This is a genomic window from Nocardia callitridis (genome assembly GCF_039543305.1).
In the GTDB taxonomy this organism is placed as follows: domain Bacteria; phylum Actinomycetota; class Actinomycetes; order Mycobacteriales; family Mycobacteriaceae; genus Nocardia; species Nocardia callitridis.
This window is the reverse complement of sequence record NZ_BAABJM010000005.1, coordinates 370136-396445: the sequence shown is the minus strand read 5'-3', so window position 1 is coordinate 396445 and position 26310 is coordinate 370136. Positions and strand designations below refer to the sequence as shown.

The 26310-nt window shown below is 65.3% G+C and carries 27 protein-coding genes; 12 read left to right on the top strand and 15 right to left on the bottom strand.

Annotated features, from left to right (window positions below; genetic code table 11):
• The first annotated feature begins 124 nt into the window (after positions 1-124).
• Positions 125-1282, top strand: coding sequence for a helix-turn-helix domain-containing protein (locus tag ABEA50_RS24150; protein ID WP_345498128.1), 1158 nt, complete (start codon positions 125-127; stop codon positions 1280-1282).
• Positions 1279-1815, top strand: a complete 537-nt coding sequence (locus ABEA50_RS24145) for a GNAT family N-acetyltransferase (protein ID WP_345498127.1) — start codon at positions 1279-1281, stop codon at positions 1813-1815. The genes ABEA50_RS24150 and ABEA50_RS24145 overlap by 4 nt, the downstream gene beginning before the upstream one ends.
• Positions 1816-2021: 206 nt before the next feature.
• On the opposite strand, the gene ABEA50_RS24140 is transcribed toward ABEA50_RS24145, so the two are convergent.
• Complete coding sequence (locus tag ABEA50_RS24140; protein WP_345498125.1) at positions 2022-2444, bottom strand: nitroreductase family deazaflavin-dependent oxidoreductase; 423 nt, start codon at positions 2442-2444, stop codon at positions 2022-2024.
• Positions 2445-2547: 103 nt separating this feature from the next.
• Here ABEA50_RS24140 and ABEA50_RS24135 point away from each other — a divergent pair, with 103 nt between their 5' ends.
• The 3 genes from ABEA50_RS24135 to ABEA50_RS24125 all read left to right on the top strand — a co-directional run bounded on the left by ABEA50_RS24135 (position 2548) and on the right by ABEA50_RS24125 (position 6626).
• Positions 2548-3528 (top strand): AraC family transcriptional regulator, encoded by a 981-nt coding sequence (locus ABEA50_RS24135; protein ID WP_345498123.1) that lies wholly within the window; start codon positions 2548-2550, stop codon positions 3526-3528.
• 277 nt (positions 3529-3805) lie between these two features.
• Positions 3806-4942 carry a metallophosphoesterase gene (locus ABEA50_RS24130; protein ID WP_345498121.1) on the top strand — a complete coding sequence of 379 codons (1137 nt, stop codon included), beginning with the start codon at positions 3806-3808 and terminating at the stop codon, positions 4940-4942.
• Positions 4943-5072: 130 nt separating this feature from the next.
• The gene (locus ABEA50_RS24125) at positions 5073-6626 is read left to right on the top strand and encodes an acyl-CoA carboxylase subunit beta (protein ID WP_345498119.1); all 1554 of its coding nucleotides are present in this window, start codon (positions 5073-5075) and stop codon (positions 6624-6626) included.
• Positions 6627-6704: 78 nt separating this feature from the next.
• On the opposite strand, the gene ABEA50_RS24120 is transcribed toward ABEA50_RS24125, so the two are convergent.
• Positions 6705-7178: a hypothetical protein gene (locus ABEA50_RS24120; RefSeq protein WP_345498118.1), complete on the bottom strand. Its 474-nt coding sequence runs from the start codon at positions 7176-7178 to the stop codon at positions 6705-6707.
• A gap of 167 nt (positions 7179-7345) precedes the next feature.
• Complete coding sequence (locus ABEA50_RS24115) at positions 7346-7723, bottom strand: winged helix-turn-helix transcriptional regulator (protein WP_345498117.1); 378 nt, start codon at positions 7721-7723, stop codon at positions 7346-7348.
• A gap of 134 nt (positions 7724-7857) precedes the next feature.
• Here ABEA50_RS24115 and ABEA50_RS24110 point away from each other — a divergent pair, with 134 nt between their 5' ends.
• Positions 7858-9195 carry an MFS transporter gene (locus tag ABEA50_RS24110; RefSeq protein ID WP_345498115.1) on the top strand — a complete coding sequence of 446 codons (1338 nt, stop codon included), beginning with the start codon at positions 7858-7860 and terminating at the stop codon, positions 9193-9195.
• Positions 9196-9252: 57 nt separating this feature from the next.
• Positions 9253-10131, top strand: a complete 879-nt coding sequence (locus ABEA50_RS24105; protein WP_345498113.1) for an alpha/beta fold hydrolase — start codon at positions 9253-9255, stop codon at positions 10129-10131.
• A 309-nt stretch (positions 10132-10440) separates the two neighbouring features.
• On the opposite strand, the gene ABEA50_RS24100 is transcribed toward ABEA50_RS24105, so the two are convergent.
• Entirely contained in the window at positions 10441-11358 is a 918-nt protein-coding gene (locus tag ABEA50_RS24100; protein WP_345498112.1) for an EamA family transporter, read from the bottom strand.
• A 222-nt stretch (positions 11359-11580) separates the two neighbouring features.
• Positions 11581-11940 carry a hypothetical protein gene (locus ABEA50_RS24095; RefSeq protein WP_345498111.1) on the bottom strand — a complete coding sequence of 120 codons (360 nt, stop codon included), beginning with the start codon at positions 11938-11940 and terminating at the stop codon, positions 11581-11583.
• 122 nt (positions 11941-12062) lie between these two features.
• Here ABEA50_RS24095 and ABEA50_RS24090 point away from each other — a divergent pair, with 122 nt between their 5' ends.
• Entirely contained in the window at positions 12063-12464 is a 402-nt protein-coding gene (locus ABEA50_RS24090; RefSeq protein WP_345498110.1) for an SgcJ/EcaC family oxidoreductase, read from the top strand.
• A gap of 23 nt (positions 12465-12487) precedes the next feature.
• Here the strand turns inward: ABEA50_RS24090 and ABEA50_RS24085 are convergent, their stop codons facing one another.
• Both ABEA50_RS24085 and ABEA50_RS24080 read right to left on the bottom strand, forming a co-directional pair.
• Positions 12488-13816: an MFS transporter gene (locus ABEA50_RS24085; RefSeq protein WP_345498219.1), complete on the bottom strand. Its 1329-nt coding sequence runs from the start codon at positions 13814-13816 to the stop codon at positions 12488-12490.
• Positions 13817-13957: 141 nt separating this feature from the next.
• A complete protein-coding gene (locus ABEA50_RS24080) occupies positions 13958-14638 on the bottom strand; it encodes a TetR/AcrR family transcriptional regulator (RefSeq protein WP_345498109.1) in 681 nt (226 codons plus the stop codon).
• Positions 14639-14797: 159 nt separating this feature from the next.
• Between ABEA50_RS24080 and ABEA50_RS24075 the strand changes: the two genes are divergently transcribed.
• Positions 14798-15466: an SRPBCC family protein gene (locus ABEA50_RS24075; RefSeq protein WP_345498108.1), complete on the top strand. Its 669-nt coding sequence runs from the start codon at positions 14798-14800 to the stop codon at positions 15464-15466.
• 31 nt (positions 15467-15497) lie between these two features.
• Positions 15498-15842, top strand: a complete 345-nt coding sequence (locus tag ABEA50_RS24070; RefSeq protein ID WP_345498107.1) for a hypothetical protein — start codon at positions 15498-15500, stop codon at positions 15840-15842.
• 116 nt (positions 15843-15958) lie between these two features.
• Here the strand turns inward: ABEA50_RS24070 and ABEA50_RS24065 are convergent, their stop codons facing one another.
• Positions 15959-16561 carry a helix-turn-helix domain-containing protein gene (locus ABEA50_RS24065; RefSeq protein ID WP_345498105.1) on the bottom strand — a complete coding sequence of 201 codons (603 nt, stop codon included), beginning with the start codon at positions 16559-16561 and terminating at the stop codon, positions 15959-15961.
• A gap of 144 nt (positions 16562-16705) precedes the next feature.
• Here ABEA50_RS24065 and ABEA50_RS24060 point away from each other — a divergent pair, with 144 nt between their 5' ends.
• Both ABEA50_RS24060 and ABEA50_RS24055 read left to right on the top strand, forming a co-directional pair.
• Positions 16706-17812, top strand: a complete 1107-nt coding sequence (locus ABEA50_RS24060; RefSeq protein ID WP_345498104.1) for an aryl-sulfate sulfotransferase — start codon at positions 16706-16708, stop codon at positions 17810-17812.
• Between the two features lie 109 nt (positions 17813-17921).
• Positions 17922-19259, top strand: coding sequence for a uracil-xanthine permease family protein (locus ABEA50_RS24055; protein WP_345498103.1), 1338 nt, complete (start codon positions 17922-17924; stop codon positions 19257-19259).
• A 45-nt stretch (positions 19260-19304) separates the two neighbouring features.
• On the opposite strand, the gene ABEA50_RS24050 is transcribed toward ABEA50_RS24055, so the two are convergent.
• From ABEA50_RS24050 to ABEA50_RS24020, 7 genes are read right to left on the bottom strand one after another with little or no spacing between them, the layout of a single operon-like run.
• Positions 19305-20156, bottom strand: a complete 852-nt coding sequence (locus ABEA50_RS24050; RefSeq protein WP_345498102.1) for a mycofactocin-coupled SDR family oxidoreductase — start codon at positions 20154-20156, stop codon at positions 19305-19307.
• Positions 20149-21729, bottom strand: a complete 1581-nt coding sequence (locus tag ABEA50_RS24045) for a class I adenylate-forming enzyme family protein (RefSeq protein WP_345498101.1) — start codon at positions 21727-21729, stop codon at positions 20149-20151. The genes ABEA50_RS24050 and ABEA50_RS24045 overlap by 8 nt, the downstream gene beginning before the upstream one ends.
• On the bottom strand, positions 21726-22427 hold the full coding sequence (locus tag ABEA50_RS24040) for an ATP-binding cassette domain-containing protein (RefSeq protein WP_345498100.1): 702 nt from the start codon (positions 22425-22427) through the stop codon (positions 21726-21728). The genes ABEA50_RS24045 and ABEA50_RS24040 overlap by 4 nt, the downstream gene beginning before the upstream one ends.
• Positions 22424-23215: an ABC transporter ATP-binding protein gene (locus tag ABEA50_RS24035; RefSeq protein WP_345498099.1), complete on the bottom strand. Its 792-nt coding sequence runs from the start codon at positions 23213-23215 to the stop codon at positions 22424-22426. Before ABEA50_RS24035 ends, ABEA50_RS24040 begins: the two co-directional genes overlap by 4 nt.
• A gap of 6 nt (positions 23216-23221) precedes the next feature.
• The gene (locus ABEA50_RS24030; protein ID WP_345498097.1) at positions 23222-24208 is read right to left on the bottom strand and encodes a branched-chain amino acid ABC transporter permease; all 987 of its coding nucleotides are present in this window, start codon (positions 24206-24208) and stop codon (positions 23222-23224) included.
• Entirely contained in the window at positions 24208-25083 is an 876-nt protein-coding gene (locus ABEA50_RS24025) for a branched-chain amino acid ABC transporter permease (protein WP_345498096.1), read from the bottom strand. Before ABEA50_RS24025 ends, ABEA50_RS24030 begins: the two co-directional genes overlap by 1 nt.
• Positions 25080-26282, bottom strand: a complete 1203-nt coding sequence (locus ABEA50_RS24020) for an ABC transporter substrate-binding protein (protein ID WP_345498095.1) — start codon at positions 26280-26282, stop codon at positions 25080-25082. The genes ABEA50_RS24025 and ABEA50_RS24020 overlap by 4 nt, the downstream gene beginning before the upstream one ends.
• Positions 26283-26310: the final 28 nt, after the last annotated feature.

Below are 26310 nucleotides of genomic sequence, written 5' to 3'. Positions count from 1 at the left end.
GGGGCAGGATGGTGCGCGGGTCGCAGCGCAAGTCTGGCCGAAGTCACGGCGGGGGGTGGAAAGGACATTCAATCGGCACGATAGTTCGTTGGGAAATTCCCAACATGGCCGCTATGCTGGTGATATGGACGACGAGCTGCAAGCGGTAGGTGACCGAATCCGATCACACATGCCGCCTGGTATGAATCAGCGTCAGCTCGCGAATCGGACAAACATGAAGACCGACGCGTTGTCGCGAGCTCTGAATGGGCAGCGAGGATTCTCGTCAGTGGAACTCGCCCGGATCGCCGAGGAGCTCGGCACTGACCTCTACTGGCTTGTCACCGGCGAGCCAGATCCGCATCGTGTCAGGGTCGCCGCCCGGCACAGTTGGGACGGCGGCCAAGGTATGCGGATCAATCCGGGTCGTCCAAACGACGACGAGCTACTTGCGCAAGTTGCTGAAACCTATTATGCGGCCTTCCCGGAAGGGCCGTCTCCGAGCTTGCCGCTACCCGATAGCGCCTCGGTCATGCGGGAGGCATTGGGTGAGAACTTCGTGCGAGACTACGGCGCGGTCGTCGAGAGTCAGCTGAGGGTAGACGTCGTCCGGCTGCCTATGTTGTCTACTGATTACTCCCTGAGCATCGGCTCTCGGGCAGTGGTCATCCTCGCGACCACCCCGTACTGGTTCCGGAGCAATTGGTCGTTGGCTCATGAGCTCGCGCATTTCGCGCTCGGGCACCACAGCGGCGACTTCGAGCCGGGAGAAACGGAAGAGGCGCCAGCGGACCGATTCGCAGCCGAGTTGCTCTTGCCGGAGGAATTGATCGGCGGACAGGATTGGCAGCAGATGGACGAACGTGACGTGGCGGAATTCCTCTGGCGGACCGGGGTATCCACGATGGCTCTGAAGAATCGACTGGCCTCGTTGGGAGTGCTCGTGTCGGCAGAAGTGGTTGCAGCTCTGAAGGGGTCGACACCGGCTCTGATTCGCGCCAATGTAGGTGAGGATCATGGAGTGATCGGTGGTGCGAATCGGCTGATCGCGCGCCAGCAACAGTCAGCCGCCCGCGTGTTCCCCTCCGCTCTGGTCGATGCGCTCCAGCGTCGGGTGGAGGCGGGTGCTGCCTCGCCTGAGTACCTTGCGTGGGTGCTGGGTGTGACTGTGGACGAGATAGATTTCCCCGAACCCGACGATGAGAGCCAGTTCGACGCCGCCTTTGGAGAAGCGTTTGCTGGTAGGCCGAGTCATGCTGATCTGAAGGACTGGCTGGCTACGAAAAGCCAACCTGCGCAGTGAATTCGACTGAAATCCGCTGGAGTACGATCACCGAACGCGGCGAGGCGAGGAACTATCCATTTCACGAGTTCACGTGTGCAGATCCGCGCCCTAAGACGCTGGCGGGCCGAAAACTGCCCCACCCGAAGTCGTGGGAATGGAATGCGCAAGGCATCATTCGGCAGAGCTCGAACAGATTGAAGGCAGGCAGCCTACTGGTGGTTGGATGGGCGAACGCCGACGATGAAATCCTCGCAGTCGCTCACCTGATCCCGGAGGTATCTACCGCGCTGTTCTCTGTTCATGTCGCAGCGATCGGTGTTAGCGCTGCTGTGCGCGGCCAGGGTGGGACAGTCGCAGACCGAACACTGGAAGAGGTGCACAAAGTCGTCCTAGAAAGGGCGCGAGAAGTCAGTGCGGGTGCAGTGCTGGCGACCGCGAACGTTCATACTCGGAACTTTCCGAGTCAGCGGCTCTTCGAGCGTGCTGGCTACGAGCCGCGATCTGTCCCCAGCGGCGAACTACAACAGTGGATTTGTCGCCTCGACACCTGATGCGGCGTTCGTGGCGAGGGTTGTGGCCGATTCTGCGGTCTAATCACCTGATCAGTGCGGGTGATGGAAACGGCAGCGCACCCTTCTTACGCGTTTGGCCGGAAAACAGACCGGTTCTTCCTTGATGTGTAACAGGCGTAGACCGCGTGAGACGCCCTGTCGGCCAAAAAGTCTGGATGGGCCGACGGGCGTCTCGCGTCGTGTGCCTAGGTGCGCACCAGTTCCACGACCGGGATGATCCGGCTGGTCTTGTTCTGGTAGTCGGTGAATTGTGGTTGTACAGCGGCGTTTTTGGCGTAGTACTCGTCGCGTTCGGCGCCGGCGAGGACCTTGGCGATCACCGGGAAGGTTTCGGTGCCGATCTCCACCTTCGTGTTCGGGTTGGCTACGAGGTTGTGGTACCAGGCGGGGTGTTCGTCGGCGCCGCCTTTGCTGGCGAAGATGAAGACTCGTTCGCCCTCGCGGAAGTAGACCAGTGGGGCGATCCGTTCGGTGCCGGACTTGGCGCCGACGTGGTGTACCAGGATCAACGGGACTCCCGCGAAGACGCCGCTGCCATTGCCACCCGTTGTGCGGAACTCGTCGATGACGGTGCGGTTCATCTCGGCCAAATCCGAAGGTTCTGTCATGGGGCCCATCGTATGGGCGCAGATCGGTACTTTCGATGACTAAAACGGTCGAAAACATATCTATTTGTTTCATTCATGGGGGAGTGTCAGTACTGTTGGGTATATGGATCTCCTGGCGGATGTGCTCACCGTTGCCGGAGTTCGCGGGGCTCTCGGTGCGCGCATCGAGGCCGCCGGGACCTGGACGATCGCGTGGCCGCACTCCGGCAGGGCGGCCTTCTACGCCGTCACCGCGGGCACCGCGTGGCTGCGCATGCCGGGGAGAGCACCGGAGCAGTTGCTGCCGGGCGATGTCGTGCTGTTGCCGACGGGGACCGAACACACGTTGAGCAGCGAGAGCGACGCGGGCGCCGTACACCCCCGTGCGAGCGAAATGTGTTCCTGCGACAGTGCGGCGGCCGAACGGGCTCGGGCCGAGGCGAGTGTATTGCGCGTCGGCAAAGGGGAGATCAGGACGCACATCCTCGGCGCTTCCTACAGATATGATCCGGTGGTGTCCACCCAGGTCCTGGCCTCCCTGCCCGAGGTGGTGCACATTCGGGCGGACAACGGCGGCAGTTGCCTGGACGACACCGTGCGGCTGCTGGGTCGAGAACTGGCGTGCCCGCAGCTCGCCACCGAGGTGGTGCTCAACCGGTTGGTCGACGTGCTGCTCGTGCAACTGCTGCGCGTGTGGCTGACGCAGCAACCCGCCGAGTCGCACGGCTCCTGGCTCGGCGTGCTGAGCGACCCACTGGTCACCGCCGCGATGACGAAACTCCACCAGAATCCGGCCAAGGCGTGGACGACGGAGCTACTCGCGGCCGAACTCGCGGTCTCGCGCACCACACTCGCGCGCCGATTCCGTGCCGTTGCCGACGAAACCCCCGGCAGTTACCTGACTCGCTGGCGGATGGACCTCGCCGCGGTGCGCCTGCGCGATACCGACGACACCCTGGAAGCGATCGCGCACGCGGTCGGTTACACCTCGGTGCCCGCGTTCGGCCGCGCGTTCCGGCGCGACCGTCAGCAAGCCCCCGGCAGCTACCGCAGCATGGTGCGCGGGCCGCAAGCGATCTTGGCGCGCGCTGACCACACGCGGTGAACCTCCGGTGCGCTGAGCGGGCTCAGTGGATTTCTGGCCGTCATCGACCTGCCCAATGCGCTGGCGAAGCGATATCGGAGCACGGACAGGCTGATCCGGCGCTCATGCGAGCGATCTCGCCGAGCAGGCCGCGGCGACACTGTTCGGTCCGAAGTGAGCGGTAACCGGGCAACGTTCGGGACGGGAGCACTCGCGGATACGGTGGTCTTCTCCGTGACAGGGCCGTAGACCCTGGTCGCCACGTTTCGGCTCGCTTCAGGAAAGTTGCCTCGCACCCATGCGCCTCGTGTTCGCCGTAGCTCTGTTGATTGTCCTGAGTGTCTTCGTGCACCGCCGTTTCGTCTCCGCACCACGCCTGCCGCGTCGGGTTGGTGTCGCCGTGGACGTGCTTCTTGCCGTCATGCTCGTGTTGGCGGTCATCGGTTTCGGTAGCGGACAGGCATTCGACCCTGCGTGGGCGAGCGTTCCGGGGTTCATCGGGATGACCTGGTTGGCGGTGGGGCTGTATCTGATTCTCGGCAGCCTCGTGCTGGGTGTCGTCCTCTTGGTGATTCGGGGGATTTCCCGTGTCGGGCACAAGGATTCGTCGACGATTCGATTGACCGTGACGCGGGTGGGTGCGGCTGTCGTTGTCGTCGCGAGTGTGGCCACCGTCGGTTACGGGCTCGTCGCGGCGGCGCACCCGAAGGTCACCGAGACCACGGTCGCGGTGCACCGATTGCCGCGTGCGTTCGACGGGCTCCGCGTGGCCTTGGTCGCCGATGTCCATGCCGGGCCGACGCGCGGTGCGGATTTCGTGCGCCGCATTGTCGAGCAGGTCAATGCGCAACACCCTGACCTCGTGATCCTGGACGGTGATCTCACCGACGGCACGGTCGAGCTGGTAGGCGAGGTGCTCGCGCCGCTACGGGAGCTCCATGCGCCGCTCGGTGTTTTCGCGGTGAGCGGTAACCACGAGTTCTACGCCGACGACGGCGGTGCGTGGATGGACCTCTGGTCGACGCTCGACGTCCGGGTCCTCCGAAACGAGCGGGTCACCCTCGACCGCGACGGCAGCTCGATCGATCTCGCCGGAATCAACGACGCCACCGCACCCGCCCCCTACGAACCAGATCTCGCCGCCGCACTGGCCGACCGCACCCCCGACCGCTTCGTCCTCCTGCTGGCACACCAACCATTGCAGGCCATGAAAGCCTCCGACTTCGACGTGGACCTGCAAGTATCCGGCCACACCCACGCGGGCCAGCTATGGCCGTTGCGGTATCTGGTGCCGTTGCAACAGCCGAGCGTCGAGGGGCTCGACAAGGTCGGTAAGACGACACTTTTCACCACCCGAGGCGCGGGCGCATGGGGCCCGCCGGTTCGCGTCGGCGCCCAGCCGGAGATCTCGATGCTCACGCTCCGGACGCCATAGGCGCGCTGAGCCTCGATGTTTACCCTGCGAGTGCCGTTGTGACACTCTGACGTGAGCGATCTCGCCCGCTGCTGCTGAACAGTGCCACTGCGGGCAGAATGATGCGGTGGTTCGGAAGGTAGCAACAAGCGTGATCGGTACCCAGGCAAAGCTCGAAGAGCTGGACAAGATTTTGGCGGTCGCCGCGGAGCCCGCGGGCGACGCGGGCATTGCCAAGCGGCAGAAGAAGGGGATTCCCAGCGTTCGGCAGCGGATGAGCATGCTGCTCGACAGCGGGACATTCATCGAAACCGGGGCTCTGGCGCGTGAGCCGGGCAAGCAGGATGCGCTCTACGGGGATGGGTTGGTGACCGGTCGCGGATTGATCGACGGACGGCCCGTGGTGGTGATCGCGCACGATCAGACGGTGTACGGCGGGTCTGTTGGCGTGACATCCGCGCGAAAGTTCATGCGCGCATTGCAATTCGCCTTCGACACCGCATGTCCTGTGGTGACGATCAACGACTCCGGCGGCGCGCGGATCCAGGATGCGGTGGGGTCGATCGCGTCCTTCGGCGACATCTCCCGTGTGCTGGAGAAGCTGTCCGGTTATGTGCCCCAGGTGTCGATCATTCTGGGAAAGTGCGCCGCGGGGTCGGTGTACGGGCCGATCAATACCGATGTGCTCATCGGCACCAAAGAATCGTTCATGTTCGTCACCGGACCCGAGGTGATCAAGGCCGTCAACGGCGAGGACGTGAGCGCGGAGGAACTCGGCGGCGCCAAGGTGCAGGCCGAACGCGGCACCCTGCACCATGTCGCCGACACCGAAGAACAAGCCTACGAATGGGCACGCAACTACCTGAGTTACTTCCCGACCAGCTGCCTGGAGCCCTCGCCGAGGGTGAATCCGGGACTGGAACCGGAGATCACCGACACCGACCGGGAACTCGACAAGATCATCCCGGACTCCGACCGTGCCGGTTACGACATGCACGAGATCCTGCTGCGCATCTTCGACGACGGCGAATTCCACGAGGTCCGTGCCGCTTTCGCGCCGAACCTGATCACCGGATTCGCCAGGGTCGACGGCAATCCGGTCGGGGTGATCGCCAACCAGCCGATCGTGCTCGGCGGCGCCATCGACGCCGCGTGCTCGGACAAGTCGACGTATTTCATCCGTCTCTGCGACGCGTTCAATATCCCGCTGGTGTTCGTCGCCGACACCCCCGGCGTGCTGCCGGGCATCGAGGAGGAACGCAGCGGTGTGATCATCCGAGGCGGCCGTGTTCCGCGCGCGATCATCGAGGCGACGGTGCCGATCATCAACCTGGTGGTGCGCAAGTCCTATGGCGGCGCCTACGGGATGATGGCCGCCCGACAGGTGGGCGCGGACGTCAGTTTCGCCTGGCCGACCGCGCGTATCGCGGTGATCGGCGCGGAGAGCGCGGTCGACCTCGTCGGCAAACGGCAGTTGGCCGCGATCCCCGAGGAGCACCGCGCCGCCGCGCGGGACTTCATGATCAATCAGTACAACGAGACCGTCGCGACCCCGTGGGTCGCCGCCGAGCGCGGCTACATCGATGCGGTGATCGAACCGGCGAGCACCCGCCTGGAAATTCGTAGCGCGTTGCGTCTGCTGCGCGACAAGCCGACGGTGAAGCCGGAATTCAATCCACGCAAGCATCCGCTGTATCCGATGTGATCGGGAAGCGGTCACGGCTGGCGGATCGGGGTCAGGAATCGGAACCGGTCGCACCGCAACGGTTTTCGTACAATCCCGTCAGTGAAATAGTGTCGGCCGCATGATCAGGGTGATCGATCGGATCACCGCGACCAGCACAACGATGATCAGCAGGGGCACGCCAAGCAGCACGATGAGTCCGGCGCCGATATTGGCGCCGATCACTCCGGCGGTCAGGACCCGCCAGCCAGCGCCGATACCCGCCCCGGCGAGCGAGCAGAGGACGAGCACCGTCCACCATCGCGGATCCATGCTCCCTCGCCGCCAGGAACGCCACGCCACCACCAGCACGCCGACGAAGCCGAGGATGCTCGCGATTCCGATCGCGTGCTCGACGCCGTACGGCAGCGCCCACGGCCGAATCGTGTAGTCCAACGCGACGCCGTCGCCGACGTCGGCGTCCTGCTGGCCGATCAGGTACCACGTGAGCACCGTTGCGGTGAGCAGAAGCCACAGCCCGGCGGCGAACGGGGCCAACCGAGTCGGCCAGGCGGGTCGCTCGGGGGTTCTCATGCTCCGAACGGTAGCCGAAGCGCACTTCGCCGAAGGACGTCCACGCCGCGCGGGGATGGTTGGGCGGCAGCGTGATTCATCGAGCTGCTCCGGTGCTGCGACGGCCGATTTCGTGGCACGTGAGGTGGAGGTCGACGGATATCTGTTTCCGTACGGCCTCTGGTGCTTCAGTTCTCCGGTGTGGATCCCAGTTCGCCGATGTAGTCCTTGCCCCATTGGTTGAGCTCACCGACGAAACCGCGCAGGCCGTGACCCCTTGGTGTCAGCGAGTATTCGACGCGCGGCGGCACCTCGGCGTAGGCGTGGCGTAGGACGACGCCGTCGTGTTCGAGCTCCCGCAACTGTCGGGTGAGCACGCGCGGGGTTACCGCACCCACCTGACGACGCAGTTCGCCGTAGCGCAGTGGGCCGTCGAGAAGACATTTGACGACGGTCATCTTCCAGGAGCCACCCAGCACCGCCACCGCCACTTCGACGGGGCACACCTGGATCGCGCGGCGCACGGGCCCACGGATTTCTGTTGAGTCGGTTGTTATCACGGTCATCTCCGAAGGTATCCATATGGTCCATATGGACGAAAATGTACATACTTATGATTCTGTGTGTTACTTGCTAAACCGTATACGTCTACGCCGCACCACGGAAGGGGTCGGCGAGCGTGTTACGGCAGGAGAAGGTATTGACCACCTCGGAAATCTCGGAAACCTCAGAAACCTCGGAAATCTCGGAACACGACCTGGCGACGATCTCCACCGCTCGGTGGCATCCCGCGTGGAAGACGGCGGCGATCGCCGCGTTGGCGCTGATCGCCGCCGGATCGTTCACCACGATCGCCGGACTCGTCACCGGCCCGCTGGTCGACACGAAAGGGTGGGGGCGGACCGGCATCGGTGCGGGTGTGGGGATCAATATGGTCCTGTACGGGGCAGTCGCGCCGTTCACGGCGGCGGCCATGGACCGCTACGGAGTGCGTCGCGTCACCGCGCTCGCCCTGCTCGTACTGGCCGTAAGTTCGGTGCTCATCGCGGAACTGACGCCCTCGGTCCTGTGGTTCGTGCTGTGGTGGGGGTTGCTGGTCGGCATCGGTACCGGCTCCATCACCATGGTGTTCGGTGCCACCGTCGCGAATCGGTGGTTTCGGGAGAAGATCGGCCTCGCTACGGGGGTACTCACCGCGGCGAGCGTCCTCGGACAGTTCGCGATGCTTCCGCTGCTGTCTGTGGTTCTGGCACAGCAGGATTGGCGTTGGCCGGTGCTGATGTGCGGCGGGCTCGCGGTGCTCGCCCTGATCGGTGTGCTGATCTTTCTCCGGGACAGTCCGGCTGCCGTCGGCGCCCTTCGATACGGTGCGGCCGACAGTCGCGACGACGGTGCGCCGTCGGCGACCAGCCGATCGGTCAACCCGTTCCGACGAACCATCGACGCGCTGCGGGAGTGCCTGCGCGACAGCAGGTTCTGGGTGCTGGCATTCATGTTCGCGCTCTGCGGAGCCACCACGAACGGTCTCATGTGGAGTCACTTCACCCCGGCCGCACACGACCACGGGATGGCAGCGACGTCTGCTTCCGGCCTGCTGGCGATCATCGGTGCGACGAACATTCTCGGCACCGTGAGCGCCGGATGGCTCAGCGACCGGATCGAGCCGCGCCTGCTGCTCGCCCTGTTCTTCCTCGGCCGAGGGCTCTCGCTTGCTGTTTTACCGGTGCTGCTGGTCAGCGACCTGAATCCGAGCCTGGTCACCTTCGCGGTCTTCTTCGGCATTCTCGACGTGGCGACGGTGCCGCCCACACTCGCGCTGTGTCGGCACTACTTCGGTGAGAACGCCGCGCTGGCCTTCGGCTGGGTGAACGTCTTCCATCAGTTCGGTGCCGGAGCGATGGGCCTGGTCGGCGGAATGATCCGAGAAGTCGGCGGCTCCTACACTCCCGTGTGGATTCTCGGCGCGGTCGGATGTGTCCTCGCCGCCGTACTCGGCGCGACAACCTCCCGAATCCACCGTGTACCGGCCGCGCGATGACGGCCGCCGGGGTGAATGACGCCGGATATGTCGGTGGGTACCTTTACCGTGTCGGGCATGGGGATTCGGCTGTCCGGCTTTACCTACGACCGTGTCGCCGTCGGCGATGTGCGGCTGAATGTAGCGACCGCTGGGTCGGGCCCGCCTATCGTGCTGCTACACGGATTCCCGCAAACACACCTGGTGTGGCGGCACGTCGCCGCGGACCTGGCTCGAGATCACCGGGTGATCTGCCTCGACCTGCGTGGTTACGGCAACAGCGACAAGCCGGTCGATGACGGCGCGGCTTACACCAAACGCACCTACGCCGACGAGATCGTCGAACTCATGCGTTCCCTGGGTCACCTCCGTTTCGCCCTCGCCGGACACGATCGAGGGGGGCTGATCGCCTTCCGTGCTGGCCTCGACCACCCGGACGCGATCAGCCATCTCGCCATCCTGGACGTCCTCCCGGCCGCCGACATGTGGGCAACTCTGCACGGCACCGCCGGTGTCTTCGCCTTCCACCTCTACCTCCTCGCGCAGCCCACCGACCTCGCCGAACGAATGATCCGTGCCGACCCCGACCTGTTCTTCGGACACTTTCTCGACGGATGGAGCCGAACACCCGGCGCTATACCACCGGATATTCGTGCCGAATACCTTGCGGCGGCAAGCGATCCCGATGCCATCCGCGCCCTCTGTGCCGACTACCGCGCGAGCGCGCAGATCGACAACGTCCACGACGAAGCCGATCGCGCGGCAGGCCGCCGACTGACCATGCCCGTCACCGCCCTGTGGCAAGACCCCGGTGCGGCGACCCTCCCCTTCGACCCGGCCGCCATCTGGTCCGAATGGGCCCCGGACCTGCGCACCGAGGCAGTGCAATGCGGCCATTTCCTCCCCGAGGAAGCACCCACCGCGGTGATCACAGCGCTGCGGAACTTGATCGACTGAGCGCGAGGTTACCCGTCGTCCACGAATCCGCGCGGCTGTGCGCCGACCGCGAGGATGGGCGTGATGGTCGTGACCGCCAGCGTTTCCTGGAGCTGCGCTCGGCGGTGTCGCAAGCGGAGGCGCCGATGGATGGCGTCGGGATGAACTACGGCGTGAATTGACCGAGTCGTCGAGGCCGCCGAGCACCGTTCAGCGCGCGCGGTGAGGGGTTCACCGCGAGCGGTGTGACCGGTGCTGGTCGCGGTGGACGCGTTTTGATGCTGATAAACACCGTCGGTGGTTCCCGATTCGAGTGAGATTGTCTAGCAACTACTTTCGGCCTTCGGGTGAATCGGTTCTGGTCGCGCCCGCCGAGGCGGCGGCAACGCAGGCAACGCCCGCCCACTGGGCCGGGCGGAGGAGTTGGTCGAGCATGACCACGCCGACCAGTGCGGCCACGGCGGGTTCCAGGCTCATCAGTACGCCGAAGACGCGGGCCGGAATGCGGCGTAGCGCTTCCAATTCCACCGAGTAGGGCACCACCGACGAGAGCATCGCCACTCCGAATCCCGCCGCGAGCGCCGCGGGATTCAGCAGGGCGGCGCCCGCTTCGGCGATGCCGATCGGCACGATCAGGACACCGCCGAACGCCATGGCCAGCGCGAGGCCGCCGCCGCCCTCGGTGCGTTCGCCCAGCGCGGCGCTGAGCAGGATGTACCCCGCCCAGCAGACGGCGGCGGCCAAGGCGAACAGGATTCCGGTCCAGGCGACCGGGCCGTCGGATTTGGTGAGCAGGAAAACACCGCCACCGGCCATGATCGCCCACACCACGTCGATCCACCGGCGTGAGCCGATCAGCGAAACCGCCAGCGGGCCGAGGAATTCGATCGTCACCGCCATGCCCAGCGGGATGCGGTCGATCGCCTCATAGAACGACAGGTTCATCAGCGCGAGCACCGCGCCGTAGCCGAGCACCACCGGCAGTGCGCCGCGCGCGATGCGTAGCGTCGAGCGCCACGCCACCAGGAGACCGAGGCCCGCGAATACGAGCCGCAGGCTGACCGCGCCCGCGGGGCCGGTCGAGGCGAACAGTCGACTGGCCAAGGCCGCACCGAACTGCACGCTGATGATTCCGGTGAACACCAGCATCGTCGGTGGCACGCCGCCGAGGCCACGCGTCAGAACAGAACCACCCCTCGGGGAAGGACCTTCGCCGAGGGGTCCCCGTTCGACTTCGATCGCCGCCACCGCATCCTCCACTGTCAACTCCCGCCAGGAAATCATGCGGGTCCGACAAGCCGCGTCTCGGGTATGGGTGTCACCGCGTCGCGCGGCGAAGAGCAGGAACAGTCCCGCCCAAGGCGCACGCTGTGCATCCCGTGAGCGATGACGAGCAGCCTCGGCCGGTTCGGTGCGTCCGCGGCCATACGTCCCTTGCCGCAGAGCTACTCGTGCGATTTCCGGGTTCGCTCAGACCTCCAGCGGCGTCAGAACCGCGATCTTCCACACGCCAGCGGTACGTACGAGTTGGTAGATGAATCGCTCCGTGGGTGTGCCGTCGTAGGACCAGGTGACATCGGCCCATACGCTGTGGTGGGCCTCGGCGACGACGGCGACGCTGACTCCGATATCGCCGACCCCCTCGTACTGGCCGACGGCGGCGGCGAAGAACTGCTCGGTCTGGGCCGCGTCGGAAACGGCGATCGCCTGCTCGGGGAACTCGATCAGGGCCGGCACCGCGTAGTGATCGGCGATGGCTTTCGGGTCGCGACTGCCCAGCGCCCGGCTGTATGCGTCGAAGAATTCACGTGCCGTGTCCTGCGCGCTCATCGTTGCGGCTCCCTAGGTCGGTGATGGTCCCTGACGTCGACTCTGCCGTTTGGTGCGCTGTCGCGTTGGGTGATCGCACGATTGCTTGACCTCGAGTGCACTCGAGTTTCGACAATCGTCGGATGGACGACAATGACGAGCGGCGGATCAGAGCCATGCTTGCGACGCAGACGACGCTGTGGCGGCGGCACGAGATGGATGAATGGGGGAGCTTTTTCGCCGAGGGTGCCGACTTCATCAGCCACGCGGGTACCTGGTGGAAGTCCCGCGAGCAGAATATCGATGGGCACAAGGATGTTCCCGAGTCGGTAGTCCCACAGAAACTGAATTACTCGATGACGGTAGCGAGCGTGCGGGAGGTGGCGCCGCAGGTCGTTGTCGCACATACCTTGTGGGGGTGGCCGGATTTCCTGGCGCCTTCGGCGGATGCCGCGCAGCACCGCCGCGGGATCATCACCTCGGTGCTGGTCAAGCGGCAAGGGCAGTGGCTGATCGAGGCTGCGCAGAACACCAGGATTGTGTGACCGCCAAGTCGGTGCGTGGCGGATTATGCGGTCAGCCGGTCATCCTCGCTGATGAACAGGGTGGCGATCACACTGATCACCGCGGTCGCGACCAAATATCCGCAGGCCAGCCATGGTGTGCCGCCACCGGCTGCGATGAGTGCGGTGACGATCAGCGGGGTGATGCCGGAGGCGTAGACGCCGGAGACCTGGTACACGAACGACAGTCCGGTGTATCGGACCTCGGGTGGGTAGAGCCCGGCATACAGCGTTCCCTGTGCGCCGTAGAAGATCGCGTGCGCGATGCCGAAGACGGCGATGATCGCCACCGTGAACACGACGATGTTGCCCACTTCGAACAGCGCGAAGACCGGATAGACCAGTAGGCCGTACGCGGCGATTCCGGTGAGGTAGACCTTGCGGGGACCGAAGCGGTCAGTCAATACCCCCGATAGCGGGATGGCCACGGCCATGATGAGTGCGGCGATGGTGACCGCGAGCAGGACCGGAACCTGGTGGAAGCCGAGGTGTCCGGTGGCGAAACTGATCGCGAAGACACCCCAGGTGTTGAAGGCGGCGCCCTCACCCCAGCGCGACAGCAGTCCTAGTGCGGTGTTGCGCCGGGTCTTCGCGTGTCGAAACAGTTCTACGACAGGGACTTTCGAGATGCGGTTGAGTCGGTCGATCTCGCGGAATGCGGGCGTCTCGTCCACTCGAAGACGCACGACCAGGCCGATAACGACCAGCACGACGCTCGCGCCGAAGGCGATCCGCCAGCCGTAGTCGAGGAACGCTTGCTCGTCGAGCGTCGAGCGCAGGAGCGCGAAAACGCCTGTGCCGAGCGCGAGTCCGAGTGCGAGCCCGATCTGGGGATAGCTGCCGAACAGGCCGACGCGCTTGCGGGGACTGTGCTCGACCGCGAGCAGCACCGCGCCCGCCCATTCCCCGCCGAGCGCGAAGCCCTGCAAGATCCGCAGCACCAGCAGCAGAATCGGCGCGGCAACACCGATCGCCACACTGGTCGGCAATACCCCCATCAGCGCCGTCGAGACCCCCATGATCGCCATCGTCAGCGCCAAGGTGCGCTTGCGGCCGATCCGGTCGCCGATGTGGCCGAAGACCACGCCACCGATCGGACGCATCAGGAAGCCGACGGCGAAGGTGGCGAACGAGAGCATGGTCCCGACGAACGCGCTGGCGTCGGGGAAGAACAGCTTGTCGAACACGATGCCAGCGGCCGTGGAGTAAAGGAAGAAGTCGTACCACTCCACGGTGGTGCCGAGCAGGCTCGCGGCGATCGCCGTGCGGGTACGCGCGGCCCCGAGGCCACCGCCGTCGTCGGTATCAGCACGCTCACGCGTGGTGTCCAGCAGCGCCACGCCGCACCTTTCCTCGACCAGCAGAGTTGCCCGGGCAAGGCTATGGACTCATGTGGCGCGGCGGCAGAGTTGTACTCAGCGAGATTCGAGCCCGGGGAGTTTCGGGCAGAAATCGGGTACGCGGCGCGGGTTCACCTACCGCTTTCGCTTGGTCGGCGTGGGGCGTTCGTGTTCGGTGGGCAGCAGGGTGTCCAACTCATCGGCGAACAGGATGGTGGGGTCGAAGCCCATTCCGGTGAATTGGCCCGCTAGTTCGAGGGAGAGGACGCCGTGGAGTCGGGTCCAGAAGGATACGGCTCGGTGCAGGGTTGTGGTGGGGAGGGAGTCGTCGCTTGCCCAGTGGCGGTGGTGTTCGAGGTGGGTGTCGAACGGGGTCGAAGGTTGTGGGGTCGGGAGTGCGGCGAAGGCTTCGAGCAGGACCTTCATCACCCGGTCCGAGATCTCGATGGTGTCGCCGGGGGCGTGGTATCCGGGGATGGGGGTGCCGTAGATGAGGAAGTATCGCTGCGGATCGGTCAGGGCCCACGCGCGCACCGCGTAGGCCAACCCGGTGACTCCGCCGCCTGAATCCAGTTCCGTGCGAAGGGTTTCGGCGAGGCTTCGGTAGGCGTCGCGGATGAGGGCGGTGATCAGATCGTCGCGGCTGGCGAAGTACCGATACAGCGCTGGGCCGCTCATGCCGACCTGTTTGGCGATCGCGTTGAGTGACAACGCGGAAACGCCGGACGTGGCGATCTGATCTCTCGCGTGCTGCTTGATCTCCTCGCGCACCTGAGCCCGATAGCGCTCGCGTGAGCTCGGTGTCTTGGCGTCCATCCGCCGATCGCCTCCTTCGGGTTCGCGGCATCTTCACGATAGTTAGACCCTATCACTTTTCCTATTGACACTCGCGGTTCTGCGGTTATAACCTCTAACTAACTCGATCAGCACTAACTCGAGTAACTAGATCAAAGCACTGAGATGAGGAGAAAAGCCATGTCGAACTCGAAGATCCGTCGCCGCACCGCGCTGTTGCTGGTCCCGCTCGCCGCAGTCGTACTCACCGCCTGCGGCAATAACGACGAGAGCGCCGAGCAGACGCAAGCCGCACCGGCCGCGCCCACCTCGAGTCCGGCGGCGAGCGCCGCCGACCAGGCGCCGCTTTCCTGCGAAGGTCAGACCATCGACACCGCCGCCCCGATCCACTACCGCGCCGAGACCTTGATCAAGGCTCCGCTGAGCAAGGTGTGGAGCCTGCACACCGACGTCGAGCGCTGGTCGCAGTGGCAGGACGCCGTCGCGACCATCGAGCGACTCGACCAGGGGCCGCTACGGCCCGGCTCGCAGTTCCACTGGACAACTCCGGTGCCGGCCACCAACATCACTCCCGCCGCAACACTTTCCATCACGTCCTCGATCCAGAACATCGAGGAGAACAAGTGCACCCGCTGGACGGGACCGGCCGAGAGCGAGGCTGTGAATATCGACAGCGGCACCCACGTCTGGAACTTCACCGAAGTCGACGGCGGTGTCCTGGTGCGTACCGAAGAGAACTGGCGGGGCGCGCAGGCTGAGGCCGATGTGCCCACCTCCATCAACTTCCTCGGCGAGGGCCTCGAGGTCTGGTTGGCCGCGCTCAAGGCCAAAGCCGAAGCCGCGAACTGAGTTTCGCCCCGATTCGAAGGAAGGCACCGTCATGCCTACTGCGACATCGCGCCGCAAAGCGCAACCCGTCTCGCTACCGGTCATCATCGCCGCATGGGCCGTACCGGTCTTCATTATCGGCCAGTTCGCGATGGTCGGCATTCTTCCGGTGGGGATCACACTGATCGGCACGCTGCGCGACACTCGTGATCGCGCGCTGCGGTGGTGGGCGGCCGCGATCGCCGTGGCGTATGCGATTCCCTTGGCGCTCTGGGCGATCGGACCCGAGCGTGCTCCGAGCCTTTCGAAGGACATGCACCCGGTCTTCGCGGTACTGATCGTTGTCGTCGCGCTCGGCTATCAGGTGGTGCGCGTCCGCGCCCGAAAGAAGGCTTGAGTCAGGAGATTCCGACACCGCGAATGCGACAGACCTGTGCAGAGTGGATGGCGCCGACCGGGGCGTCGTCCGCTCTGTTTTGTATGGAAAGCATTGTCCGTGTGTGTTGTTCGGGTCTAGCGAGGACGGTGCGGTGGGTGGCGGACAACCAGGCCGTCGGCCACGGCGAGCAGCAGCGTCTTGGTCTCGTTCGTGTGTGCCCACCAGCGGTGTTTGCTACCGCTCTGGCAATAATAGGAATCGCCTGTGGACAGCTGGGTTTCCACACCACCGGCGACGACGGTGATCGCGCCGTGGACGACGTAGATCAATTCATCGTTGGTATGGGCGAATTCGCGCTCACCCCTGGTGGTGCCGCCGGTGAATTCGAGCGCGCGCAGATCTCGACGCCCGTTGACCAGTGACCGCACCGATCCACTGGTTCCCGGATCATCCTGGGGCAGTGCCGTTTCGGCGCTCGCAAGCACCACCGACTCACCGAGTGTCGAATCCGCCTCCGCCAGCAGGTCGGTCGCGGTGGTGCCGAGGCCGTCCGCGATCCGTTGCAGCGACCGCAAACTCGAGTTCGTGCGACCGTTCTCGAACTGGCTGAGGAACGACGCCGACAGCTCGGTGCGCGCGGAGAGTTGGGCGAGCGTGAGCTTCGCCGCCAGTCGACGGTTGTGTACCACGTCGGCGAGGCCGAGTTGTCGTTCCTCGACCCGAGCTCCAGTGCGCACGTGTATCAGCCTCCCATCCGTTGTCCTGCCACTTTCTCGGGGTCACCTCGTCACCGCACAGGCTTTAGGTCAGGGTGATCGGAAGTCTTCACCGGAGCGATTTTCTACTGAATATTCAGTACAACTACTTATTCAGGAGGTGCGGTGGAGCAGAACACCCTGATCCGGCGAGGGACCGGGTTGATCGGGATCGATCCTGAACTGGCGTGGCCCGGCTACACGCTGTACGCGCCACTGGCCGGACGCGGGGTCGTGGACCTGGTCGACCTGCGCGGTCGGCCGGTGCACCGGTGGGAACTACCGCACCGGCCGGGTAGGCACGCCCGGCTGTTGCCCGGCGGAACCCTTGCTTATAACGGTGCGACACTGGCGATTTCGCCGCTGTTCGCGATGTGGCGCAAGTACAGCGGCGGCTCCATGGGCACCTACGACCGTGACGCGACGTTGCTCACCGAACACCGCGACGACTACCAGCACCACGACGCGCACCACTACGACGACGGCCGCATCCTCTACGCCGCCGTAGAGCCGCGCACCGGCGCCGATGCCGCGCGCATCGAAGGTGGGGTACCTGGCACCGAAGCCGACGGAATCGTCTGGTCGGATGTGATCAAGGAAGTCGCTGCCGACGGGACGCTGCTGTGGGAGTGGAAAGCCTTCGAGCACTTGGCTCCCCACGATTTCGGACTCCAACCGCACTATTGGCGCGAGCACTGGCCCCTGATCAACAGTGTGTATCCACTCGACGAGCACACCGTGGTGGCGAGCCTGCGCAGCGTCTCGGCGGTCATCCGGATCGATCGGCGCACCGGGAATTACACGGTGCTCGCCGACCGCTCGACCGTCGCGCAACAGCACCATGTGACGCCGGTCGGTGACGACAAGTTGCTGGTGTTCGACAATGGCACCTTCCGCACCGGTGAGTCCGTCACCTACAGCCGCGTCATCGAGATCGACGCCACCACAGGCGAACTCGGCTGGGCCTACCAGGATTCGCCGAGGGAAGCCTTCTTCACTCCGTTCATGGGCAGCGCGCAGCGACTTCCCAACGGCAATACGTTGATCACCGAGTCCGCGTTCGGTCGACTGTTCGAGGTGACCGTCGAAGGAAAGGTGTGCTGGGAGTATGTAGTGCCCTCGTTCACCAGCTACCCGGACCCGGATACCGCCGCGGTGTTCCCCGGACTTTCCAACGCCGTCTTTCGTGCGTATCGCTATGGCGCTGAACAGATTCCATGGTTGGGCCGGTGATGAGCAACGCGGAAAGCAGGAGGGTGCGGGTCGACATGGCTACGCGTACGACTCGTGCCCGACACGGGCTGCGCTCCCGCGCGATTCGACTCGAGAGCATGGTGCGGCGGTGACCACGAGGCACCAGATAGACGAGATACCTTCGGCGGGAACAGCGTTCATTGCAGCAGCCCAGCACCTGCTGGTGATGGTGGCGACGCCGATCGCCTCGGTACTGCTGATCGGTCGCAGCCTGCATCTCGACGACGCCGATGTTCGCGCATTACTCTGCGCCGCATTGCTTTTCAGTGGCATCGGTACGATCATCCAATCGATCGGCCGGTTCTCACTCGGCGCGGGACTACCGTTCGTGATGCTGCCCGGTGGGGCCGCGGTGGTGCTGTTCATTCAGATCGCGCAGGAATCCGGTGGCGCCACGGCAAGCGGTGCCGTGCTCATCACCGCGGTCGCGGGAATCGTGCTGGTGCCGGTGGCGCGGCGGTTGGTGAACCTGCTGCCGACCGTGGTCGTCGCGAGCATGATCGTCGTGATCGGCGTGAACCTGGTGAAGGTGGCGGGCGGACTGATCGCCGGTGACGCTGACCAGCCCTCCCGTACCGCCGTGGCACTTGCTGCCGTCACCGTCGTGACGACGGTGCTCGCGCACCGATTCCTGCCCGCAGGGTGGCGGCGGCTGTCGGTCCTGGTCGGCATGCTGGCGGGCACCCTGGTGGCGGTCGCCGTCGGTGCGTTCACCCTGCAACCCGGCTCCGCGCTGGTCCAAGCGCCGCGGCCGTTCCTGTTCGGCACACCGCATTTCGACCTACTGGCCGCGGTGCCACTGCTGGTGTTCGGAGTGGGGTCGATGGCGGAGGCGGCGGGCCAGACGGTCCTCAACGCGAAAACCGTCGGCAAGGAGATCGATGCGCCGAGCACGGTAGGTCGCACCATTCGCGGCGACGCGGTGACCTCGTTGCTGTCGGGCCTGTTCGGCGGACCTTCCATGGTCACCAGCGGAGAGAACATCGGCCTCATCCGCCTCACCGGCGTACGCAGCCGCTACGTCACCGCACTCACCGGCGTGCTGCTGGTGATCATTGCCTTCCTCGCACCGGTCGGTCGCCTCGTGAACTCACTGCCAGGCCCGGTCATCGGTGGCACCGCCGCGATCGCGTTCACCATGATCGTGGTGTCGGGCATCGGCATGTTCGACCGCGTCGACCTCACCTCGGATGCCCGATTGATCACGGCCACAGCCGCATTGACCGCAGGGCTCTTGCCGATCTTGATCCCGACGCTGTACAAGGACTTCCCGACCGACCTACGCCTACTGCTCGGCAGCGGCGTCACAATGGCGGCAGTGGTCGGCGTCCTCGTGCACCTCGTGTTCTCGGTCGGTCGCCGGAAAGACGACCCGCACAGCGCTGTTCGGTACGAGCGAACACCGGCGCCCGCGAACACCGAATGAGTCACCAGCCGGGAGAATTCGCGACTTCCTCTGCCGTGCGCTGGCCTACGGCATCCGCGCGGTGGCCCCCAGCCCGACGTCGAGCACCGACCCGGTGACGTAACGGCCGGACTCGCCGACCAGATGGTCGACGGCGTCGGCGATCGCCTCGGGCGGTGACCACGGGATCCGCATGGGACTCATACGGGCGTAGCGGTCCTCGACGTCTTCGCGTGCGGGGTTGTCGAGGTCGGGGGCGAACAACGAATACAGCGCGGGATTGTGCAGCATCGGTGTGTCCACATTGGTCGGGCAGACGACGTTCGCGGTCACGCCGCGTTCGGCGTATTCGAGCGCGACCGATTTGATCAGCCCGATCACGCCCCATTTCGACGCGCTGTAGTGGGCGAGGTTCGCCGTTCCCTGTCTGCCGCTCATCGACGAGATGGCGACGATTCGCCCCGCTTCGGACGCAGACATGTGTGGCAGCACTGCGCGAACGCAGTGGAAGGTGCCGGTCAGATTCGTTGCCAACATGTCTGCCCACATGTGATCGGAGAGTTCGGCGATCGGCGCGAATCCCACTATCCCGGCGCAGGTGACGAGAATGTCTATCCCGCCGGAACTCTCGGCCACGGTATCGGCGAACGCGGTGACGTGCGCGGAGTCACGGACATCCAAGGTCGCAGTGTGGCAGTTCCCGCCGTCCCGCTCGATCAGGCGGGCTGTTTCGGCGAGGTCATCGGTCGTGGCCAACGGGTAGGGCGCGGTGTCGCCGGGTGCGCACAGGTCGGCGATCCAGGTGGTGGCGCCGCGCCGGGCCAGCGCTCGGGCGATCGCCCTTCCTTGTCCTCGCGCGGCGCCCGTGACGATCGCGGTGCGTCCGACGAGGTCGCGGTGGTCGGCATGATCAGGCATCGTCGTCTCCTGCGTTCGTCTGGACCAACTGTCGGACTCGAGCTTTGGCGATCTTGCCGCCGGGGGCCACGGGCATGGCTTCGAGCACTCGTAGCCGCTCGGGGAGATATTCGCGCGTGATTCCCCGCTGACGCAGCCACGAGGTCAATTGCTCGAGTGTGGGCGGATCGGATTCCGGGGTCACTGTGATTGCCGCACAGAGTCGTTCACCGAAGATCGGGTCGGGCAGCCCGACCGCGGCGACCATCTCCACTGCGGGATGTTCGCGGATGAAATCCTCCACTTCGAGTGCGGAGATGTTTTTTCCGCCCCGGATGATCAGATCCGCGAGGCGGCCGACGACCCGCAGTCGGTCGGTCTCGTCCACTTCCACGATGTCGCCGAGCAGGATCCACCCGTCCTCGGTGAACAATTCGGCGTTCGCCGCGGCGTCGTTCCAGTAACCGGGTGACATGAGCGGTCCGCGCACCGCGGGTTGCCCGCGCCGCACGCCCCCTTGTCCTGTCCCGTCGTCGAGCACCCGTACCCGCATTTCGTCGATGAGGCGCCCCCCGGTGCCGAGGCGCGTCCGCTCGTCGTCGTAGATGGTCGTCGCGCTCGCCGCCCCGGTTTCGTTGGAGCCGTAGAACTGTAGGACCAGCGCGCCCGTGACCTCCTCGAAACGCGCTGCCTCGGTGTATGGCACGGCTTCACCGCCGGTGAACATGACGCGGAGGGTGTCGAGCCGCGCCAGGTCGCTGCTCTGGTTGTGCAGCATCATTCGGAATTGCGTACTCACACAGGCCAGAATCGTCGCATGGTGTCGCGCCATCAGGTCGATCGCTGTCGCGGCGTCGAACCGGTCGAGCACCAACGCGGGACGACCGAGAAGAGCGGGCAGGAAGTGTGCGGTCCACAAGCCGAACCCGAAGGGGGCGGGGACGAACGCGGCGACTACCTCCTCGGGCCGCATGGCGGCGTTTCGGCAGGCGATGGCCGCGAAGGCGTTCCATCGTCGCTGGGTCTGCATGACCAGCTTCGGCCGACCCGTCGTGCCCGAGGTGCTGTTGAGCATGCACACGTCGTCCACGGAGAACTCCGCCGAGACGCGGTGATCGTCGACGGCGCGGCTGCCGTCGACTGTCACTTCCGTAGGGTCGACGAGGACCAGATGCGCCGGTGTCGCGTCGCGTGCGGACAAGTCGCTCGACAACTCCGCCACGGGTCGCCCTCTGTTGTCGCCGGTGGTGACGAGCACGGTGGACCCCGCCGCGGCCATCAGATGCGCGAGCTCGGCGGGCCCCGACCGCGCCCCGACCGCGACCGCGAGCACTCCGGCACGGTAGGCCCCGACGAGAGTGGCGTGCAACGCGACGGTGTCGGGGAGGTACACGGTGACCGCAGGGATATCACCGAGCGAAAGCAACGCCGCGCGTACGTCGTCGGCGAGCCGGTCGTATTCTGCCCACGTCGTGGACTCGTTCGGGCTGATGTAGGCGGGTTCGTTCGGTCGCTCCTCGGCCCAACGGCGCACCATGTCGCTGACCGAGTAATCGGTGAACCTTTCCGGGGCGGAGGTGAATTCGACTGTCACAGAGCCTCTCCCAACATGCCCATCGCGGTTCGATATGCGGCGTCCAGTTCGGTGACGTTGTCCTGCGGCCCGGACAGATGACCACGAATCATGACGTACCCGCGGTCGACGATTCGGGCGACGCGGTGCAACGCGGGCTCGGCGACGACGACCGTGATTCCGGAATCTGCCAACGCGCGCACGTGGTCGAGAAGTTCTCCGGCGATCTTGGGTGACAACGCGGTGGTCATCTCGTCGAGCAGAAGCACTCGCGGCGGAACGAGGAGGGCGCGGGCGAGCACCAGCATTTGTTGTTCGCCGCCCGACAGCACCCCGGCCAGTTGTTTCGACCGGGTTCGCAGAATCGGGAAACGGTCGAATGCCGTTGTCAGGACCTGGTTTCCGACGCCGAGCACCCGTGCACCGACTTCCAGGTTCTCGCGCACCGTCAATCGCGGAAACAACTGGCGGCCCTGCGGGACGAAAGCGACTCCCGCGCCGAGCCGTTTCTGGGTGGGGGCCGCGCTGAGGTCCTGGTCGTCGACGACGACTTCACCCGTGGCAGGGGTGCTTCCGAAAATCGCGGACAGCAGGCTCGATTTGCCAGCACCATTCGGTCCCACCACGGCGGTGACCACGCCAGAGTGTGCGTGCAGGTCGACGTCGCGGGCCGCGACCGCGTTTCCGTAGCGGACGGTGAGGTTGCGGGTGGTGATCATCGTGGCTCCTCGGATGCGGTGGTGCCGAAGTACACCGAGCGCATTTGCGGGCTGCGCATACAGTCCTGTGGGCTGCCGGTGAAGACGACCGCACCGTCGGCGAGCAACACGACCGAATCGGCGAGTTCGGCGATCAGGTCCACGTTGTGATCGACGAGCACGACGGAGCGTCCCGAGTCGCGGACTTGGTGGACCGCGTGCGAGATCGCGGCGATGCCTTCGGTATCCGATCCGGCGAACGGCTCGTCCAAGAGCAACACCCGTGGCTCGGCGGCCATGGCGCGGGCGATCTCGACCAGGCGTTGCGAACCGAGGCCGAGGCTGCCGGTGGATACGCCCCCGGTGGTGACGCCGTACTCCTCGGCGACGGTCTTCGCTTGGTCGAGCGCCGCGTAGGGCGTACCGGCGAGGCCACGCACGAGAGCGAGCAGTGAGCTGCCATAGGAACGGATCGATCGCCCGACGATTCCGAGCACGATGTTCTCTACGGGGGTCAGCTCCAGTGCCAGTTGTGGGTGCTGGAAGGTTCGTGCCAGACCGGCTCGCGCACGCACGGCGGGGCCGGAACCGAGTGCGCGACCGTCCACTTCGACGGTCCCGGCATCGGGGGATTGAGTCCCGACGACGCAGTCGACCAGGGTGGTCTTGCCCGCGCCGTTGGGTCCGACCAGGCCGAGGACGTTACCGGGGGGCAGGTCGAATCCGACATTGTCCACGGCGGTGACGCCGCCGTAACGCTTGGTGACTCCGGTGACCGACAGCAGTGCCGAGGGGGCGGTGGAAATCATGGTTGGTCAGCTCGTTTCTCGGGGCGGGGACGGCCGCCACCGTGCGAAGATGCCGCGTGCCCATCCGATGACACCGCCGGGCTCCAAGAGCAGGATGACCAGCACCACTACCGACAGCAGGAGTTCGCCCGAGCCGCGGAAACCCGGCATGTTCAGGGTGACGGCGACAACGATCAGTGCCCCCAACGCGGCGCCCCATGCCGACCCACGGCCACCGATGATCGGCATGAAGATGGCGAGGAACACCAGGTCGAGGCCGAAGGTCTCCGGGGTCACCGCCTGTACCGACACGGTGAACAGCGCGCCACCGGTCGACGCGATCGCCGCCCCGACGGCCAGGGCGACGACCGTCAGATGCGGTGGGGAGATGCCGGTGGATCGCACCGCGGGGGCATTTTCCCGTGCGGCGGACAACGCGATGCCCCATGCGGAGCGACGCAGCCGATCGATGAAAACCGCGACGGCGCAGACGAATACGATGGCGGCCACGACCTGGGCGTAGCGCGGCGGCGCCCAGCCGAACAGTGCGGGGACGGGAATGTTGGAGATTCCCGATGCGCCCCCGGTGATTTCGACGGCATCGCCGAGCCAGTGCTCGAACGCGATCGCGAACAGCAATGTTACGGCGGCGAGGTAGAAGCCGGACAATTTTCTGGTCGCCAGCGCGATGAGCAGGGCGATCGCCGAGGAGATCAGCATTCCGGCGAGCCAGCCCCACCACGGGGACAGGCCCGACTTCACCGAAAGGAAGGCCACCGCGTACGCCCCGATCGCCGCGTAGGCGCTGTAGGCCATGGACAACGAGCCCGCGAGCACGAACGGCAGATACATTCCGAGGGCGACGAGCGCATAGGTGGCGGTCAGGAAGACCAGGTCTTGGCGGTAGAGGCTGGGACCCATCCACAGCAGCACCACGGCCAGCACCACGAGGCACAGCGAGAGCTCGCGCAGCGCCGTGCGCGCACGAGGTTCGGCGGTTGCGGTGAGGACCATCAGACACGCACCTTTCGTTGGAACACGCCCTCGGGTCGGAACGCGAAGAACACGAGGGCGACGAGAAAGATGGCGACCGAACTGCCCGTCGCGCCGAGATAGAAACTGCCGAAAACCTGGACACAGCCGAGTACGAGCCCACCGATCAAGGGCGCCAACGGTTTTCCGGTGCCGCCGATGACCAGTGCGATGAATCCGGTGAGCGTCCATGACAGGCCGCTGGTGAACTGGGCACCGGATTTCGCCGCGAAGACGATGCCCGCGATGCCCGCGATGGCTCCGGAGATACCGAAGGCCCACAACCGGATCCGGTTGACGCGCACGCCGATCATTCGGGCGGCTTCGTGGTTGTCACCGACGGCGCGCAGGAGCTGTCCGGTCGCGGTGAATCGCAACCACAGCACGGTGGTGAGCAGGACCAGCGCGGTGACCACGACGATGGTCATCGTCGTGGCGGGCACCGTCACCGACCGAATGTGCGCGTCCGACAAGGGCACCGGGTTGGCGACCGAGACCGGTGTGCGGCCGAAGATCGTGCCTGTCAGCTGTTGGATGGCGAACAGTGTCGCGGTGACGGCGACCAAGGCTGGCAGCTCTGCCCGGCCGGATCGGCGTTGCACTGGGCGGACCACCACCAGTTCGGTCACCAGTGATATTCCGATCGCGACGACGATCCCGAGGGCGGCGGCGAGCAGAATCGGGAATCGCCAACTGGCGGTGGCGTATCCGGTGAGCACGGCCGCCGCCATCGCGTAGGGGCCCGCGGCGAAGTTGAAGAACGAGGCGCCGACGACGACCAGATAGATCGACAGGGCCACAAGGGCGAAGAAGCAACCGATCTCGATCGCGGCAAGCCACAGTTGCGGGTCGCTCATCGGTCCGATCCCCTCGTCGTGCACGCCGGTTGATACTGCGGCCATGGCCCGGTGGGCGTGTTGTCGGCACCGAACGCGATCAGTACCAAGCCGCACACCGAGTCGGGCGCGATGTGTTTGTCCGGGGTGAAGGACAAGGTCAGCGGTGCCTGACCGAAGCTCGCGGGAACCTCGTGTATTTCTTGCATCGCTCGATTGAGCAGTTCGGGGTCGGTGTGGGTGCCCGCGAGTTCGATCGCTCGTTTCAACAGCATCACCGAGTCGTATGCCTGAGCGTCGTAAGCGGTCATCGAATAGTTGGCCCCTTTGACGGTGCGCAGCCACGCTTGCGTTTGTTCGGTTCGATGGTTGTCGTCGCTGAGGCTGCCCATGTAGACGAGGCCGTCGAGCGCACCGTGCTCGGCGAGTTTCCATGACTGCGGCTGGTTTCCGATCGACGCCAGCGAGAAGCGTTGCAGACCTGGGGCCAGCCGGTGCAAGGTGTTCTGCGCGAGCAGTTCGAAGTTTCCTCCGACACTGGCGACAAGGACCACGTCCGGATCGCTGCCGAGAAGCCTGCTGACGCTCGCGGTGAGATCGGCGGTGTCGACGGCCGCTTTGCTGGTGTCGACGACGTCGATGCATTGTCGGAGTTCTGGTTCCAGCGTGCCCAGGATTCCGGCGATCGCCGGGCTGGAATCAGCCAGTACGCCGAGCCTTTTCTTGCCCTGTTCCGCGAAAGCCCCGCAGTAGACATCCGCGTACTGTGCCAAGGGGTTGGGAACCATATAGGCGAACTCGTTGCCCGGCGGTCCGGCGACCGAGTCCGTCAGTGCGGTCGGCGCGATTGTGACGATCCGGGTCGATTGTGAAATCTGTTTGGCCGCAAGCGCGGACCCGCTGCCTGTCGAGAGGATGACGGCCGAGGCGCCTTGGTCGACGAGCTTGCGGATGATCGACGGCGTGTTCGTCGGGTTGCTCTCGTCGTTCTCCACCACCAGCCGGACCTGTTTGCCGTTGATCCCGCCTTCGGCGTTGATCCTGGCGACGGTCGCACGGACGGTGCTCCCCGCGATCGTCGAGTAGGACGCGCCGGGCCCCGTCGAATCTTCGTCCATGCCGATGACGATGTAGTCGTCTATCGGCTTCTGGACCTGGGCGCACCCGGCCAATGCCAGGGTCACGGCGATCAGACAGTAGGAAATCCTGGCACGTCTCATGAAACCACCTATCAAGCAATCGCTTGGT

What these genes read in the sequence shown, in the direction of transcription:
- ABEA50_RS24105 (WP_345498113.1), top strand. Translation starts at nt 9,253, where the DNA reads ATGGGGATTCGGCTGTCCGGCTTTACCTACGACCGTGTCGCCGTCGGC.
- ABEA50_RS24115 (WP_345498117.1), bottom strand. Translation starts at nt 7,723, where the DNA reads ATGACCGTGATAACAACCGACTCAACAGAAATCCGTGGGCCCGTGCGC.
- ABEA50_RS24140 (WP_345498125.1), bottom strand. Translation starts at nt 2,444, where the DNA reads ATGACAGAACCTTCGGATTTGGCCGAGATGAACCGCACCGTCATCGAC.
- ABEA50_RS24035 (WP_345498099.1), bottom strand. Translation starts at nt 23,215, where the DNA reads ATGATTTCCACCGCCCCCTCGGCACTGCTGTCGGTCACCGGAGTCACC.
- ABEA50_RS24130 (WP_345498121.1), top strand. Translation starts at nt 3,806, where the DNA reads ATGCGCCTCGTGTTCGCCGTAGCTCTGTTGATTGTCCTGAGTGTCTTC.
- ABEA50_RS24070 (WP_345498107.1), top strand. Translation starts at nt 15,498, where the DNA reads ATGCCTACTGCGACATCGCGCCGCAAAGCGCAACCCGTCTCGCTACCG.
- ABEA50_RS24050 (WP_345498102.1), bottom strand. Translation starts at nt 20,156, where the DNA reads ATGCCTGATCATGCCGACCACCGCGACCTCGTCGGACGCACCGCGATC.
- ABEA50_RS24020 (WP_345498095.1), bottom strand. Translation starts at nt 26,282, where the DNA reads ATGAGACGTGCCAGGATTTCCTACTGTCTGATCGCCGTGACCCTGGCA.
- ABEA50_RS24080 (WP_345498109.1), bottom strand. Translation starts at nt 14,638, where the DNA reads ATGGACGCCAAGACACCGAGCTCACGCGAGCGCTATCGGGCTCAGGTG.
- ABEA50_RS24095 (WP_345498111.1), bottom strand. Translation starts at nt 11,940, where the DNA reads ATGAGCGCGCAGGACACGGCACGTGAATTCTTCGACGCATACAGCCGG.
- ABEA50_RS24090 (WP_345498110.1), top strand. Translation starts at nt 12,063, where the DNA reads ATGGACGACAATGACGAGCGGCGGATCAGAGCCATGCTTGCGACGCAG.
- ABEA50_RS24025 (WP_345498096.1), bottom strand. Translation starts at nt 25,083, where the DNA reads ATGAGCGACCCGCAACTGTGGCTTGCCGCGATCGAGATCGGTTGCTTC.
- ABEA50_RS24150 (WP_345498128.1), top strand. Translation starts at nt 125, where the DNA reads ATGGACGACGAGCTGCAAGCGGTAGGTGACCGAATCCGATCACACATG.
- ABEA50_RS24040 (WP_345498100.1), bottom strand. Translation starts at nt 22,427, where the DNA reads ATGATCACCACCCGCAACCTCACCGTCCGCTACGGAAACGCGGTCGCG.
- ABEA50_RS24120 (WP_345498118.1), bottom strand. Translation starts at nt 7,178, where the DNA reads ATGAGAACCCCCGAGCGACCCGCCTGGCCGACTCGGTTGGCCCCGTTC.
- ABEA50_RS24030 (WP_345498097.1), bottom strand. Translation starts at nt 24,208, where the DNA reads ATGGTCCTCACCGCAACCGCCGAACCTCGTGCGCGCACGGCGCTGCGC.
- ABEA50_RS24075 (WP_345498108.1), top strand. Translation starts at nt 14,798, where the DNA reads ATGTCGAACTCGAAGATCCGTCGCCGCACCGCGCTGTTGCTGGTCCCG.
- ABEA50_RS24135 (WP_345498123.1), top strand. Translation starts at nt 2,548, where the DNA reads ATGGATCTCCTGGCGGATGTGCTCACCGTTGCCGGAGTTCGCGGGGCT.